Source organism: Citrobacter sp. R-1.5.2, assembly GCF_035064245.1.
GTDB lineage: Bacteria > Pseudomonadota > Gammaproteobacteria > Enterobacterales > Enterobacteriaceae > Citrobacter.
The window spans coordinates 1-13762 of sequence record NZ_JASEYC010000009.1 but is presented as its reverse complement, the minus strand read 5'-3'; the positions used below and the strand labels follow the sequence as shown (position 1 = coordinate 13762).

Here is a 13762-nt window from a genome sequence, read left to right as displayed (position 1 = left end):
TTGATGTGCAACAATTGCGCGTTTACAGATTACGACTGTAGACCCGTGAGACTTCCCCCCACGGATGATAGCCCGGTCCGTCAAAGTAAAATCCTGCTTTCTCGTATAAACCTTCCAGGTCGGTACACAAATGGAGCTGCATAAACCCCAACTGTCTGGCCTGCTGCGCAATATGTTCAATCAGGCGAAATGCCAGACCGTGCCCGCGATAGCGAGGATCGATATAGAGCGCACATAGCCACGGCCACAGTTCGCCGCGACTGATAAAATCATTGGTGATCAATCCGGCGCAGCCAACAATGCTGTCGCCATCCTGCAACCAATACCACTGCGGTAGTGGGTTCTTTGCGCCAATGCAACGATGCAGCGCATCCTCGTAAACCTTCATGGAGTCTTCTGAGGCCCATTGTTGTTGAAAGTAAGCGGTGACCTCGTGCCGCTTTTCCGGCGTCTCGCGCAGGGAAAAAATGCGGATGTTCATCGTCATTGAATTTTATTCCTTAAAAGTTCGCCAGCGTTAGCAGGGAAGGAATTTGCGACAACAGGTATAACACCAGTCCGATAGAGCCGCCAACCAGCGTGCCGTTGACGCGAATGAACTGCAAATCTTTGCCGATGTTTAGCTCAATTTGCTGTGACATATCGCGGGCATCCCAGCTTTTCACCGTGTCGCTAATATGGCGCGTCAGGAAGCTGGCGAACTCTGGCGCGACCTTGCGTGCGGCTTGCTCCAGATGTTCATTCAGTGAAGTGCGCAGGGCGCCGTCGGCAACCAGCGTTTCGCCAAACCATTGTCCGGCGCTGGCGATGCGCTGCTTCACGCGGGAATCGTCGGCGTTAATGTCAGTTTTCACCCACTTGCGCAGGTCAGCCCACAGTTCGCCGAGATAACGGTTAAAGGCTTCGTCTTCTTTCAGATAGCTTTTGAGGCTCTCTGCCCGGACGGCCATTTCCGGATCGTGTTTGAGCTTCTCGATAAGCCTTAATGTGGCGCGATCGAAGGCGTGGCGGATCTGATGTGCCCGATCGTGGCTGATATCATCCAGCAGAGAGTTGACGGCATCAGTGACCAACTCGGCGCTGTGTTCACCTAACCATTCGGTTGGCAGGATCTTCGCTTTAAGCGGGTGTTCGGTCTCCAGCCAGCGTACGATCTGCTGGGCGATAAACGCCCGCGAACTGTCGCGCTGAAGCAGGGCGATCAGTTGAGCGATCAGCGTATCGAGCAACGCCTGGTGACGATTGTTTTTGGTCATGCTTTCCAGCATCAGCGCGCTGGTGCTGGAAAGATCAACTTTGTCGATCGCCTTATGCACCGCCCGTTTAATGAGCCGCTGAATACGCGAATCATCGGTGAGTTCGAGAAATCCGCTCATGATTTGCAGTAAATACTGGCCAATACGCTGGGCGTTTTCCGGTTGACTGAACCAGTGACCAATCAACAGTGCCGGCTCATGGCGACGAATAAGGGCGACCAGAGACTGCGTATCGAGGAATTTCTCCTGAACAAACTGCCCAAGATTTTCCCCAATTCTGTCCTTATTGCGCGGGATGATCGCCGTATGTTGCGAGATAAATGGGATTGGCACCCGGCGAAAAAGCGCTACTACGGCGAACCAGTCCGCCAGTGCGCCCACCATTGCCGCTTCGGCAATCGCTTTGATCCCGAGCACCCAGAAGTTAGGTGGCAGAAAAAGCGTAATGACGAAGGTGGCGGCGGCGGCCAGCAGCAGAGAGAGCGCCAGTCGTTTGGCGCGTTTGAGTTCAGCAATTTTATTCATAGGCTTAAGGATAGAGCCAGACGGCGGGATCGTGCAAAATTTGTGGTGTGCCTCCCATTTTAGAGGGGAAACGCTTATCCTGGGATCCAGTTATCCCAGGCCGGTAGCGGGCCAAGTTCTGCGACCAGAAAATCAATAAACGAGCGCACCTTCGGATTGCTGTACTTGCTGGGAAAATAGAGCGCATACAGGGCGTGGGTTTCGCAGGTGATGGTGCCGTCGAGCATTAGCGGCGTAACCTCTTCTTTTTGAATATGATCGCCAATCAGATAGGTGGGTAAATACGCCACGCCCTGATCTTCCAGCACTGACTTCAGCAATACCAGACTGCTGTTAGCCTGGATAGGCATATGCAGTTTCAACTGATGCAGACGATCCTGTTCATCCGCCACCTTCAGTACCGGTGTGAGGCCTGGATAAACCAGACAATCATGATCCACCAGATCGCTTCGGCGCTGGGGCATGCCTTTTTTGGCAAGGTATCCGGGTGACGCGCAGTACGCCCAGCGGATAGGCACCAGCTTGCGCATGGCATAGTTCTGCGGTGGTGCGGTGGAGATGCGCAGGGCGATGTCGAAATCTGTTTCATTCAGATTAACGAAGTTATCGTTGAGATCGATATACAGGTTCACATCGGGGAACTGTGAGCGGTATTTATCCACCAGATTTACCAACCGCGAATAACCAAAAGCAATGGAACAGGTTATGCGTAATTCCCCCTGCGGGCTGTGATAATAACCAGAGGTGGTATTCAGCGTTTCATCAAATTCTGTCAGTAACTTATTGGCGCGGTTAAATAAATATTGCCCGGCATCGGTTAAGGTAATACTGCGGGTGGTGCGCTTAATTAATGTTGTCCCCAATGTATCTTCCATCGCCGTCAGGCTTTTGCTGACCGCCGACGGCGACACATTAAGCTGAGCGGCGGCCTCCGATAAACCTCCACAGTCGACGATTTTGACGAAAAACTCCAGATGCTTGAGTGAAATCGGCGTACTCATAGTTTCCTTTTATTCACAAGTGATTTGCAAAAACGGTACGAATAGGCCGTTACATTCGCCTTTTAAACATGCAACTATTGAATCACAGGAAACAACCTGCTGGCAAAATGAAAAAATAACAACTTAGGTGAGTTACGTCACAAAATAAAAGGAGGCGAAACGGAAACTCATCACATTGTGAATTTAATCTCATTAATTATTATTCTAAAGGTACCGATTATGTGGTCACGACTCGAACCCTACAGATCGTCGATTATTTTATTAGTTGCTCTGGTGATTGGCGGCTTATTAGGTATTTATGCCCCGACGTTTGCCAGCAAACTCCAGCCGATAGGTCAGATATTCCTGAACCTGTTATTTATGATTATTGTGCCGCTGGTGGGGATCAGCGTCATGTCGTCTATCGCCAGTATGACCGACCTGAAAAGGTTGGGACGTATTATGGCGATCATCTTTATTGTTTCGATCGCGATGGCCTTTATTCCGGCGGCCGGGATCGTAGCGCTGGCGCTATGGTATAACCCGGCGCAGGGCGTCACCATCGATCTCTCGCAGTCCGTGCAGGCGGGCAGCGGCAAGATGGATTTTGTCAGCATGATTACCACCAGCGACTTTATCGGGCTGTTTTCTAAGTCCAATATTCTGGCGCTGATCGTAATGGCGATCATTGCCGGGGTCGCAATTGGTCAATCGGATCAGGCGGGTAAACGTATTGCGTCGCTGCTGGAAGATGCAAATACCGTGATCATGAAGATCGTCTCGATCATTATGAAGGTCGCACCGGTGGGTCTGGGCTGCTATTTCGCTGCCACCATGGCCAGCCAGGACTCTGCGCTGCTGTTAACCTTTGCCCGCGCCATTGGCCTGTTTATGGTCGCCACGCTGGTCTACTTCGTTTTTGGCTCTATTCTCTATTCATATATAGGGGGGGGCATCCCGGCGGTTAAAGCCTTCTGGCGCAATGCGATTGAACCCTCGGCTACCGCGCTGGGGACCTGTTCTTCGCTGGGAACGCTGCCGGTGACGCTGCGTGCCGGTAAGGCGATGGGGATCAACCCGGAAATCGTTGATGTCTCTATTCCGCTGCTGGTTAACCTGAATAAAGGCGGCGTAGCGATGATTGCCGCACTGAAAATTGTCTTTATCTATTCCGTGCTGGGCATGGAGTTCACTACTGAGACCTTCTTCCTGACCATGCTGATTGCGGTGCTCTCCGCCATTATCGTCGGCGGTGTGCCGGGCGGGGCATTCCTCGGTGAAATTTTTATCGTCACCACGCTGGGCCTGCCAATGGAAGCGATCCCGATGTTGGTGGTACTGGGCACCATTACCGATGCGCCGGCCACACTGATTAACGTTATCCATGATTTGAATGCGGCGCAGATTGTTGAACGGTTCGCTGGAAAAAAGCAGACCAATACTGAAATCAACTCTACTGCTGCGGTGGTATAGGTTTTCACACGGATTAAGAACAGGAGAAGTTATGAAAGACGCAATGAAGCTTGAAACACATCTGGTCGTGGCTGGACGCGATAAACGCTACACCCAGGGCGCGGTGAATCCGGTGATCCAACGTGCCTCTTCGCTGGTGTTTGATACCGTGAAGGACAAAAAATTTGCCACCGCGAACCGTGCGAACGGCGAACTGTTTTACGGTCGTCGCGGAACCTACACCCACTTTGCTTTCCAGAAAGCAATGAGTGAGCTGGAAGGCGGCGTAGGCTGCGCGCTGTACCCGTGCGGCGCTGCGGCGGTCACCAATGCGATTCTGGCGTTTGTCCAAAGTGGCGATCATATTCTGATGACCGGTGCTGCCTACGAGCCAACCCAGGATTTCTGCAATAAGATCCTGAGTAAATTCAACGTGGAAACCACGTATTACGATCCGCTGATTGGCGCGGGTATCGTCGATCTTCTGCGTCCGGAAACAAAGGTGGTGTTCCTCGAGTCCCCGAGTTCAATCACGATGGAAGTTCAGGACGTGCCGGGAATGGTGAAGGCTATACGCGCGGTGAATCCGGAGATTGTCATTATGATCGACAACACCTGGGCGGCGGGCGTGCTGTTCAAAGCGCTGGATTATGGCGTGGATATTTCCATTCAGGCAGGGACGAAGTACACCATCGGTCACTCGGACGGCATGCTGGGCACGGCGGTGTCGAACGCCCGCTGTTGGGATCGTCTGCGTGAAAATTCTTACCTGATGGGGCAAACGCTGGATGCCGATACGGCCTACAACGGTAGCCGCGGACTGCGTACCCTGGCGGTACGTCTTAAGCAGCATCAGGAGAGCAGCATCCATATTGCTCGCTGGCTGTCGGCAAGACCGGAGGTGGCACGTGTGAACCATCCGGCATTACCGGAATGTCCGGGGCATGAGTATTTCCAGCGCGACTTTGCGGGAAGCTCGGGACTGTTCTCATTTGTGCTGAAAAAGAGGCTGACCGACGAACAGATGGCGAATTTCCTCGATAACTTTTCGCTGTTCCATATGGCCTATTCGTGGGGCGGATTTGAGTCACTCATCCTCGCTAACCAGCCGGAAGAACTGAACAGCATCCGCCCGGCCGGGGATGTGGATTTCAGCGGAACGCTGGTCAGGGTACATATTGGCCTGGAAGATGTTGATGACCTGATTGCCGATCTGGACGCAGGATTTGCCCGCATTGCGTAAGGTGATGTGATCTTAGCCGGATGCGGCGCAGGCGCCTTATCCGGCCTACTACTATGTCATTGTGACAGGCCGGATAAGCATCTGACAGGCTAGTTTTCAGTGGCTAACGTAGCTGCTTCATGCTGGCGTACCCGTTTTAATAAACCCGCCAGCGTAAATACCACAATGATCCCGGCGGCCACCGCCAACAGATGAAACGACAGTCTGCCGCCGTTAAACCACAGCCAGCGCCCGACTTCGACAGAAACGGCCATCACCGTCAGGATCACCATGTTCAGTGATGCGGAGACCGTACCTTTCGGCAAGTTGTTGGAAAACAGCGTAAAACGAAACAGCGTTGGGAAGATCATCCCAATACCAAACGCATACAGGCTGGTTCCCAGCACCGACCACAGCCAGACGTGCGGCCACAGTAAGTTACCGACAATCAGCACTGCCAGCCCGCTCAGTTGAACAGGTGCCGCCCGCCAGATAAAGCGCGGTCGGGTCGGATTTTTCACAAACCGTACGACGACCATGTTGGCCACGATCACGGCGCCAAATACCGGAGCCTGTGCCCAGGCAAACTGCGATGTGGTCATACCGCCCGCGTCAATCAGGATCACCGGCGAGACCGCCACCCAGCTCATCATCGGGATATAGCTTAACGACAGCGTGGCTGCACCAAACAGGAACACCTGGTTGCGGAAAACGTCGCGGAAATCACGCAGTACGCTGCACGCGCTGAACGGCACAGCACCGCGCTGGACGGTCTCCGGCATCGCCAGGACTAACCCAACCAGGGCGATAAGCCCCATGACGGCAATGATGGCAAACAGGATCTTCCAGTGGACAAAGTGCATCAGCGCCGCCCCGGAAAGCGGGCCGATAACCGGTGCCACCAGTACAATGGAAGTGATAACGGCCATCAGCTTAATGGCCTTTGTTTGCCCAAATGCCTCTTGTACCGTGACATAACCGACTGTGGCGATAAAGCAGATGCTGGTGCCCTGCACGAAACGCGCAACCAGAAATTGCGTCATCGAGGTGGTGAAGAGCGTCGCCGTGCAGGCCAGCGTAAAGATTAACGCCCCGGCAATGAGTACCGGTCGGCGGCCAATCCTGTCGGAAAGCGGCCCCAACAGCCACTGCAGCGCCATCCCACCCGCCAGATACAGACTGACTGCAGCAGGAGCCAGGCTGACATCGGCGTTGAAATCTCGCACTACATTGATGATGCCGGGCTGGATCAGGTCCGTCGACAGATAGGCCGCGAAGTCATACAAAATCAGCGCGATAGGGAAAAATAGCGTTGTGGCGCGTTGAGCGAAAAACGCGAGAATCCGTTGCATAAAACAGCTCCTTGTCGGGAGAAAACCCTCAACGGGAATAGCGAAATTCAATACCGTCTTAGAGACGCCTGGCTGGTGACAGAAAAACAGACTGCAGATGTACTGAATTTCATGTAATCAAAAACGCTGCCTGCGTGAAACGCAAACAGGAAATACGCCTCTCTGACTCAGGTCAGAAAACGTAACGATTACAAGTGACAATCAGCACATTACACCTCGGGAAGAGAACGTTGAACGGAAAATAACCTCCCGCAGTGTAATGCGGATTGGATGATAATTAAACGAGTTTATCGGGTTAATGCGTAGGAATTAAAGGGGCTTAACGCGGGAATGTGCATTGAGATAGCGATTCTGCGTGACGTGTTCCAGACAAATGCAGACGTTACAAAGGGACGTTTTTATCTCTGATAACGTCTCGCAAAGAGAGAAAGTCGCAGGTGAGGGAGCAGTTTTCTGACGCTAAAGTCATGGCATCTTATTTCCAGGTGACGGACCGCCATGAATACAGCACCGACTTCCACACCGCATGATGCGGTTTTTAAAACGTTTTTGCGCCACCCAGAGACAGCTCGGGATTTTCTACAAATACATCTTCCCGCTTCGCTGCGCGAACTTTGCGATTTTCAGACGCTGAAACTCGAGTCAGATAGTTTTATTGAAGAGGATTTACGTGCGTATTACTCCGATGTGTTGTGGTCGGTGAAAACGACGGAAGGGGATGGATATATTTATGTGGTAATTGAACACCAAAGCACCCCGGATGCGCATATGGCATTCAGACTGATGCGCTACGCGGTAGCGGCCATGCAGAAACATTTAGATGCCGGGCATCAGCAACTGCCGCTGGTGGTGCCGATGCTGTTTTATCACGGCGCTAAAAGCCCGTACCCTTATTCTCTATGCTGGCTGGACGAGTTTGCCAACCCGAAACTGGCTCGTCAGCTGTATGCTGCGGCGTTTCCGCTGGTGGATATTACCGTTATTCCAGATGACGAAATTGTGCAGCATCGACGCATGGCGCTGCTGGAGTTGATCCAAAAACATATCCGTCAGCGCGATCTTATGGGGCTGGTCGAGCAACTTGTTTCCCTGTTAGTTAACGGCTCGACTAATGACAGTCAGCTAAAGACGCTGTTTAATTATATTTTGCGAACCGGCGATGCACCTCGCTTCAATACGTTTATCAGTGCAATTGCCGAACGTTCACCGCAGCATAAGGAGCATTTGATGACGATCGCGGACAGATTGCATGAGGCAGGTTTTCAAAAAGGATGGCTCAAAGGTCAGCAGGAAGGAAAGCACGAAGGTAAACAAGAAGGTAAACAGGAAGGGTTAATAGAGGGGCGACGTGATGAGGCGCTACGTATTGCCCGCACCATGCTGGCAGATGGCATCGATATCAGCACGGTACAAAAAATTACCCGGCTTTCCGCTGAAGATATCCAGGGGTTAAGCCACTGGATAAAAGCGTAGCCGGGTGTACCGATTTACTCTATCGCCACCTTTACGGCCTCGCCGAGCTTTTGCATCACTTCCTGATGCTTCTCGTTTGGCGGTAACGCACAGTTGATACGCACGCAGTTGCGATACTTTCCGGATGCGGAGAACAGCGAACCCGGTGCGACCTGGATTTTCAGGCGACACAGCTGTTTGGCAACACAGACCATATCGACCTGCTGTGGCAATTCCACCCACAGCATAAAGCCGCCTTTTGGTCGGGTGACGCAGATGCCGCAGGGGAAGTACTCCCGCACCCAGCAGGTGTAGATCTCCATATTGCGCTGATAAATCTGGCGCATGCGTCGGATATGACGATGGTAATGACCTTCGCGCACAAAGGTGGCTGCCGCCAGTTGCGTGGCAGGAACGTTGGTGCCAATGACGGCGTATTTCATGTGCAGCAGCTTGTCGTAATAGCGACCGGGGATGACCCAACCGACGCGCAGACCTGGTGCTACGGATTTGGTAAACGAACTGCACAACAGAACCCGACCGTCGCTGTCCCAGGAGTGAATGGTGCGTGGGCGCGGGTACTCCGTTGCCAGCTCGCCATACACATCATCTTCAAAAATCACAATATCGTGGCGTTGGGCGAGGGCGAGCACCGCTCGCTTACGCGCATCCGGCATAATAAATCCGAGCGGGTTATTGCAGTTGGGAACCAGTAGCACTCCTTTGATTGGCCACTGATCCAGCGCCAGTTCCAGCGCTTCAATGCTGATCCCGGTATCTGGATCGGTCGGGATCTCAATGACTTTGATCCCCAAACCGCGCAGCAGCTGCATTGTGCCGTAATAGGCCGGAGATTCAACGGCAACAATGTCTCCAGGCTGGCAGACCGTCAGCAGCGCCAGCGACAGGCCGCTCTGGCTGCCGCTGGTGATGACAATATCATCCGCATTGACGACTGAACCGCTGTCCAGCATCAGGCGCGCAATCTGACTGCGCAGTTCACGACAGCCGGAGATTTCATCGTAGCCCAAAATCGCTTTCAGATTGTGCTGCGCCACGCGGCTTAGCTCGCGCCACAGCGGCTTCAGGCTGGGTTGATTAATATCGGGCACGCCACTGCTAAAAGGCGTGATGGATTTGTCCGCGTTGCCTTTCAGCATATCCAGCACCTGATCCCACTGGGTTATTTCGACCGGACGCTGCACCGGCCGTGACATTGGCGGTACGGGGGGCTGTGCTTTTTGTGGGGCGACAAAGTAGCCAGAGCGCGGCTGCGGCGTGATCAGCTGGCGCTGTTCCAGCGTCTGATAAGCCTGCTGTACAGTGCTGATGCTGACACCATGCTCCTGACTCAGACTGCGCACCGAGGGCAGCTTTTCGCCATGACGGTACAGCCCTTGCTCAATACGTTCGGCCAGCAGGTTGGCCAGATGTTGGTAACGGGTCATGCTGTATCCTTCATGGGTACCGTACAGATTAAAAAACCAGTACAGATTGGCGTAATTAATGCGATGCAGAATCCTTTTTAACCAATCTGTATGTTAAAGAAAAGTACTTTGTGAGTCTGTATTGTCCCTGGCCAAATCCGGGAAGATAAAGCCTCTGGCAAGACGGGGAGGTAAGGTATGGAATTTCACGAGAATAAAGCAAAGCAGCCGTTTATTGGATTGGTGCAGATCTGGCAGGCAATAAAACGGTGGCGACTACGGGCGCAAACGCGACGTGTATTGCATCATATGAGCGATGAACGGCTGCGGGACGTCGGGCTGCGACGCGATCAGGTGGAGTGATTTTTCTTCCACCAACAAAGGCCGGGGCTACCGTAGCCCGGCTACTTTTATATTCACCACATTTATCAATTCATGCTTCTGGTTAGTATGTTTCTTGATACTTACCCTGATAAGTATTATTTTCTTCATCCGCGATGAGGGGAAAGAAACATGACTGAAGATGAACTGTTTGCCCGCCGCCCAATGGGGATGCGCATGGCAATGGTGGTACGCCAGTGGCGGGCCATTATTGATGCTGCCATCACCGATACAGGCCTGACGCAGTCCAGCTGGACGGTACTGATGCAACTGTATCAACTGGGAGACAACGTCTCGGTCAGTGAACTGGCACAAATACAGGGCATTGAACTGCCGCCGCTGATGCGCACCCTCTCGCAGCTGGAAAAGCAGGGCTATCTGCTGCGTTCCACATCGCCTTATGACAAACGCATCCGCCTGCTAACGCTGACCGCGCAAGGCCGCTTAAGGCTTGAAGAACTTAACCGGGTGATTGAGACATACCAACATCGCGTCACCTGCACCATTCCTGAAGCGGAACTCGCTTCCTTCAGCGCTACGCTCAATCAAATCGCCTGCAATTTGCGGACAATCCGCGAAGAAGATAACAAGATCTAAAAAACTATGATGACCCCAGAACAAAAATTTGCCCGTTGGGTAAGGGTGAGTATTGCCGCTTTCCTGGTAATATTCGCCTGGTTTATCGTTGCCGATATCTGGATCCCGCTGACGCCGGACTCCACGGTGATGCGCGTGGTAACGCCTGTTTCCTCGCGTGTTTCCGGCTACGTCTCGCAGGTTTATGTGCATAACAATAGCCAGGTGAAGAAGGGTGACTTGCTGTACGAGCTGGATCCGACACCGTTTATCAATAAGGTCGAAGCCGCGCAAATCGCCCTTGAGCAGGCGAAGCTGAGCAATCAGCAACTGGACGCGCAGATTGCCTCTGCCCGCGCCAATCTGCGTACCGCACAATTCACTGCCCGCAACGATAAGACCACCTTTGACCGCTACCAGCGCTTGAGTACGATGCAGAACGTCTCGCAGTCCGATCTCGATAAGGTGCGTACCACCTGGCAGACCAGTGAACAGTCGGTCGCCGCGCTGAGTGCCAGTATTCAGAACCTGCTGATCCAGCGCGGCGAGCGCGATGATGGCCGCAATGTCACGCTGCAAAAATATCGCAATGCGCTGGACGAGGCGCAGCTGAATCTCGGCTGGACGAAGGTGCATGCAGAAACCGATGGCACGGTGAGTAACCTCCAGCTCAACCCCGGACTGTATGCCACGGCAGCTACGCCGCTGCTGGCGCTGGTCAGCCACCAGACGGATATTGTGGCTGACTTTCGCGAGAAAAGCCTGCGCCACACTCGGGTAAATACCAATGCCGCCGTGGTGTTCGATGCCATGCCGGGCAAGGTCTTCTCTGCCCGCGTTACCAGTAGTGATGCCGGTATTCTGGCGGGTCAGGAGCAGGTTAACGGCCAGCTGTCGCAACCGGAACAGTCAACCCGCTGGGTGCGCGATGCCCAGCGTATGCGCATTCATGTGGCGCTGAACGAACCGCTCGACACGCCGCTACCGACCGGGGCACGCGCCACGGTACAGCTGTATAACAGCGAAGGAATGTTCTCACGCACCTTCGCCGGGGCGCAGATCCATCTCGTTAGCTGGCTGCACTATGTCTATTAACACCCTGGCCCATGTTTTTACCCCGCACGGGAACATTGTCTACACCGCCAATGATTTTCGCCAGACCCTGCGTATTTCCGTCGCCGGGACAATCGCACTGAGTATTTCGACCTTTTACAACGTGCAGTACGGCGTGTTCTTTGTGGTTTATCCGCTGATGCTGCTGTCGTTGGTGCCGGTATTTAACCGCCATGTGGCAACCCAGTTCGTGTTCAGCGCGGCGGTGAACTGCGTTGAAATGGTGCTGATTGTCGGTTATCTGTCGCAGTGGCCGCTGATCATGACGCTGGTGGTGTTTGGCCTGTATGTGATGCGTTTTCGTTTTATGAGTAAAGGGCCGCTGTTTCTGCTCGGTTCGATGGGGGTGGTGTGCCAGAGCACGATGCTCAACTTTATGAGCTATCCCACCACCAACTGGCATACGCTGATGTTCTCCAATATGGAAGCCTGCGTCATGGCGGTGGCGCTGAGCGCGCTGCTGCATTATCTGATCCCGGACGTGGAGCCGCGCCAGCCGCCGCCGCGCATTGAGAAAGATGCCGCCCGGGTGCGCCATGAGTCGCTGCTTTCCGGCACGGTGGCGACGATGATTTTTGTGGTCTTCCAGATCTGTGATTTGAGTGATTCGCTGTCGGCGCTGATGGCGGGGATTTTGATCCTGTTCCCGATGCACTATCGAGGCGCGGTGATTAGCTCGATTTGGCGCGTGGTCGGCGTGGTGCTGGCCTGCCTGTATATTCTGCTGGTGCAGCTGTTTATCTATGATTTCAGTAACCATATGCTGCTGATGATGCCGCTGATTGGCCTCGGGCTGGCGTTTAGCGCCCGCCTGCACGTGATGGAAAAAGTCGGCGCGGGCGTGGGTTTTGCCAGTATCACCACCATCGGCATTATGTTTGGCCAGAACCTGCACCCGGATCAGGACCTGGTATTCAGCGATCTGTACCGCATCACCTCCGTCACCGTCGCGCTGGTGGCAACGCTCACCATGGTGTTTCTGGTGCATCGGGTGCTCAACTGCTTTGCCGCGACGCGGTTTGTGATTACCGAGTGAGTGGGGGGCCAGTGCCGGATGGCGGCTGCGCCTTATCCGGCCTACGGGAAAGTGCCATTTGTAGGCCCGGTAAGCGTAGCGCCACCGGGCATTTTTCGGATTGCCTGCTCCTTCACCTTTATCTAATTATTCAGAATATGGTTTATTTGTTCGAGAAATAAAAATATATAGATTATAAATATTCTGAATTTTAATAATTGTGACCTTATGAACAAATTTAATTTTACGATTAAATATGATAAGTGTGATTGTTATATTTTAAAGGGTGTAAAATCACATGACATGGGAATATAAAGTATCGGCAGGTATACTGAGTCATAACGGTGAGTTAATTGCTTATTGCTACAGTGGTGCCGGTGAATCAAAGGATAAACCGAACTGTGAACACATACGTAACAAGGGACCCATTCCTCGAGGTGTTTATTTTATTGCAGGATGGAATAATCACAAAAGCCCCTCCGCTATTATCCTTGAACCTATTGCAGGGACCAATACTTTTGGCAGAGATCATTTCGAAATTCATGGTGATAAAAAAGGGCAGCCACCGGGAACGGCATCTGCAGGGTGTATCATTATGAATGGACAAGATAAGCGCCAAACCATTTACGATTCGGGTGATACAATTTTGGTGGTAAGATAATGAAATTTATTATTATCTTCTTTCTATTTATGCTTTCGGGTGTTTCCTGCGCTGCAGAGCATACTGTACCTCAGCTTCTGCAGATGATAAATGAAAAAGGAGCAAACACCGTTGTACACGAACTTTATAATGACGATGAATCAGAATGGTGGAACCATATTATTCCTGAAATTAGCAAAGGTAATAATGACTGGTTAACGGTGGCAAGTGCTTTGGAACCCGGAGTTGATGCCAGTACTGCGGAAGATTTGCAGGGGGCGGTATCTGAAGCCAGGTAATGACTCCAACTTATTGATAGTGTTTTATGTTCAGATAATGCCCGATGACTTTGTCATGCAGCTCCACCGATT

At 52.6% G+C, this 13762-nt stretch carries 15 protein-coding genes; 9 read left to right on the top strand and 6 right to left on the bottom strand.

Translation table 11 applies throughout. The annotated features are described in order from the left end of the window. Positions 1–22: 22 nt before the first annotated feature. The 3 genes from QMN38_RS16245 to QMN38_RS16235 form a co-directional block, all read right to left on the bottom strand. Positions 23–487: a GNAT family N-acetyltransferase gene (locus QMN38_RS16245; protein WP_271442256.1), complete on the bottom strand. Its 465-nt coding sequence runs from the start codon at positions 485–487 to the stop codon at positions 23–25. 13 nt (positions 488–500) lie between these two features. Beyond that, complete coding sequence (locus QMN38_RS16240; RefSeq protein ID WP_323605364.1) at positions 501–1781, bottom strand: DUF445 domain-containing protein; 1281 nt, start codon at positions 1779–1781, stop codon at positions 501–503. Between the two features lie 74 nt (positions 1782–1855). Further along, a complete protein-coding gene (locus QMN38_RS16235) occupies positions 1856–2782 on the bottom strand; it encodes a LysR family transcriptional regulator (RefSeq protein ID WP_271442254.1) in 927 nt (308 codons plus the stop codon). A 219-nt stretch (positions 2783–3001) separates the two neighbouring features. On the opposite strand from QMN38_RS16235, the gene QMN38_RS16230 reads away from it, so the two are divergent. Then, positions 3002–4234, top strand: a complete 1233-nt coding sequence (locus QMN38_RS16230; protein WP_271442253.1) for a dicarboxylate/amino acid:cation symporter — start codon at positions 3002–3004, stop codon at positions 4232–4234. Between the two features lie 31 nt (positions 4235–4265). Continuing rightward, the gene (gene metC / locus QMN38_RS16225; protein ID WP_271449410.1) at positions 4266–5456 is read left to right on the top strand and encodes a cystathionine beta-lyase; all 1191 of its coding nucleotides are present in this window, start codon (positions 4266–4268) and stop codon (positions 5454–5456) included. An 89-nt stretch (positions 5457–5545) separates the two neighbouring features. Here metC and mdtM read toward each other — a convergent pair whose 3' ends face one another. Continuing rightward, positions 5546–6787, bottom strand: coding sequence for a multidrug efflux MFS transporter MdtM (gene mdtM / locus QMN38_RS16220; protein ID WP_323605363.1), 1242 nt, complete (start codon positions 6785–6787; stop codon positions 5546–5548). 498 nt (positions 6788–7285) lie between these two features. Here mdtM and QMN38_RS16215 point away from each other — a divergent pair, with 498 nt between their 5' ends. Next, entirely contained in the window at positions 7286–8260 is a 975-nt protein-coding gene (locus QMN38_RS16215) for an Rpn family recombination-promoting nuclease/putative transposase (RefSeq protein ID WP_271442250.1), read from the top strand. A gap of 14 nt (positions 8261–8274) precedes the next feature. Here the strand turns inward: QMN38_RS16215 and QMN38_RS16210 are convergent, their stop codons facing one another. Next, the gene (locus tag QMN38_RS16210) at positions 8275–9687 is read right to left on the bottom strand and encodes an aminotransferase-like domain-containing protein (RefSeq protein ID WP_271442249.1); all 1413 of its coding nucleotides are present in this window, start codon (positions 9685–9687) and stop codon (positions 8275–8277) included. 177 nt (positions 9688–9864) lie between these two features. Between QMN38_RS16210 and QMN38_RS16205 the strand changes: the two genes are divergently transcribed. From QMN38_RS16205 to QMN38_RS16180, 6 genes are all read left to right on the top strand, one after another. After that, a complete protein-coding gene (locus QMN38_RS16205) occupies positions 9865–10029 on the top strand; it encodes a DUF1127 domain-containing protein (RefSeq protein ID WP_267448186.1) in 165 nt (54 codons plus the stop codon). 150 nt (positions 10030–10179) lie between these two features. Further along, entirely contained in the window at positions 10180–10644 is a 465-nt protein-coding gene (locus tag QMN38_RS16200) for a MarR family winged helix-turn-helix transcriptional regulator (protein WP_323605362.1), read from the top strand. A 6-nt stretch (positions 10645–10650) separates the two neighbouring features. Next, positions 10651–11718, top strand: a complete 1068-nt coding sequence (locus QMN38_RS16195) for an HlyD family secretion protein (protein WP_323605361.1) — start codon at positions 10651–10653, stop codon at positions 11716–11718. Continuing rightward, the gene (locus QMN38_RS16190; protein ID WP_323605360.1) at positions 11708–12772 is read left to right on the top strand and encodes a DUF2955 domain-containing protein; all 1065 of its coding nucleotides are present in this window, start codon (positions 11708–11710) and stop codon (positions 12770–12772) included. Before QMN38_RS16195 ends, QMN38_RS16190 begins: the two co-directional genes overlap by 11 nt. Positions 12773–13049: 277 nt before the next feature. Continuing rightward, positions 13050–13412, top strand: a complete 363-nt coding sequence (locus QMN38_RS16185; RefSeq protein WP_323605359.1) for a tlde1 domain-containing protein — start codon at positions 13050–13052, stop codon at positions 13410–13412. After that, positions 13412–13690: a hypothetical protein gene (locus QMN38_RS16180; protein WP_323605358.1), complete on the top strand. Its 279-nt coding sequence runs from the start codon at positions 13412–13414 to the stop codon at positions 13688–13690. The genes QMN38_RS16185 and QMN38_RS16180 overlap by 1 nt, the downstream gene beginning before the upstream one ends. Before the next feature lie 10 nt (positions 13691–13700). Here the strand turns inward: QMN38_RS16180 and QMN38_RS27015 are convergent. Continuing rightward, a partial coding sequence (locus QMN38_RS27015; protein ID WP_071528444.1) for an IS1 family transposase occupies positions 13701–13762 on the bottom strand: 62 nt, incomplete at its 5' end.

Coding starts and splice junctions, on each gene's coding strand:
- QMN38_RS16195 (WP_323605361.1), top strand. CDS start 10,651: ATGATGACCCCAGAACAAAAATTTGCCCGTTGGGTAAGGGTGAGTATT.
- QMN38_RS16200 (WP_323605362.1), top strand. CDS start 10,180: ATGACTGAAGATGAACTGTTTGCCCGCCGCCCAATGGGGATGCGCATG.
- QMN38_RS16205 (WP_267448186.1), top strand. CDS start 9,865: ATGGAATTTCACGAGAATAAAGCAAAGCAGCCGTTTATTGGATTGGTG.
- QMN38_RS16245 (WP_271442256.1), bottom strand. CDS start 487: ATGACGATGAACATCCGCATTTTTTCCCTGCGCGAGACGCCGGAAAAG.
- QMN38_RS16240 (WP_323605364.1), bottom strand. CDS start 1,781: ATGAATAAAATTGCTGAACTCAAACGCGCCAAACGACTGGCGCTCTCT.
- QMN38_RS16180 (WP_323605358.1), top strand. CDS start 13,412: ATGAAATTTATTATTATCTTCTTTCTATTTATGCTTTCGGGTGTTTCC.
- metC (WP_271449410.1), top strand. CDS start 4,266: ATGAAAGACGCAATGAAGCTTGAAACACATCTGGTCGTGGCTGGACGC.
- QMN38_RS16210 (WP_271442249.1), bottom strand. CDS start 9,687: ATGACCCGTTACCAACATCTGGCCAACCTGCTGGCCGAACGTATTGAG.
- QMN38_RS16190 (WP_323605360.1), top strand. CDS start 11,708: ATGTCTATTAACACCCTGGCCCATGTTTTTACCCCGCACGGGAACATT.
- QMN38_RS16185 (WP_323605359.1), top strand. CDS start 13,050: ATGACATGGGAATATAAAGTATCGGCAGGTATACTGAGTCATAACGGT.
- QMN38_RS16215 (WP_271442250.1), top strand. CDS start 7,286: ATGAATACAGCACCGACTTCCACACCGCATGATGCGGTTTTTAAAACG.
- QMN38_RS16235 (WP_271442254.1), bottom strand. CDS start 2,782: ATGAGTACGCCGATTTCACTCAAGCATCTGGAGTTTTTCGTCAAAATC.
- QMN38_RS16230 (WP_271442253.1), top strand. CDS start 3,002: ATGTGGTCACGACTCGAACCCTACAGATCGTCGATTATTTTATTAGTT.
- mdtM (WP_323605363.1), bottom strand. CDS start 6,787: ATGCAACGGATTCTCGCGTTTTTCGCTCAACGCGCCACAACGCTATTT.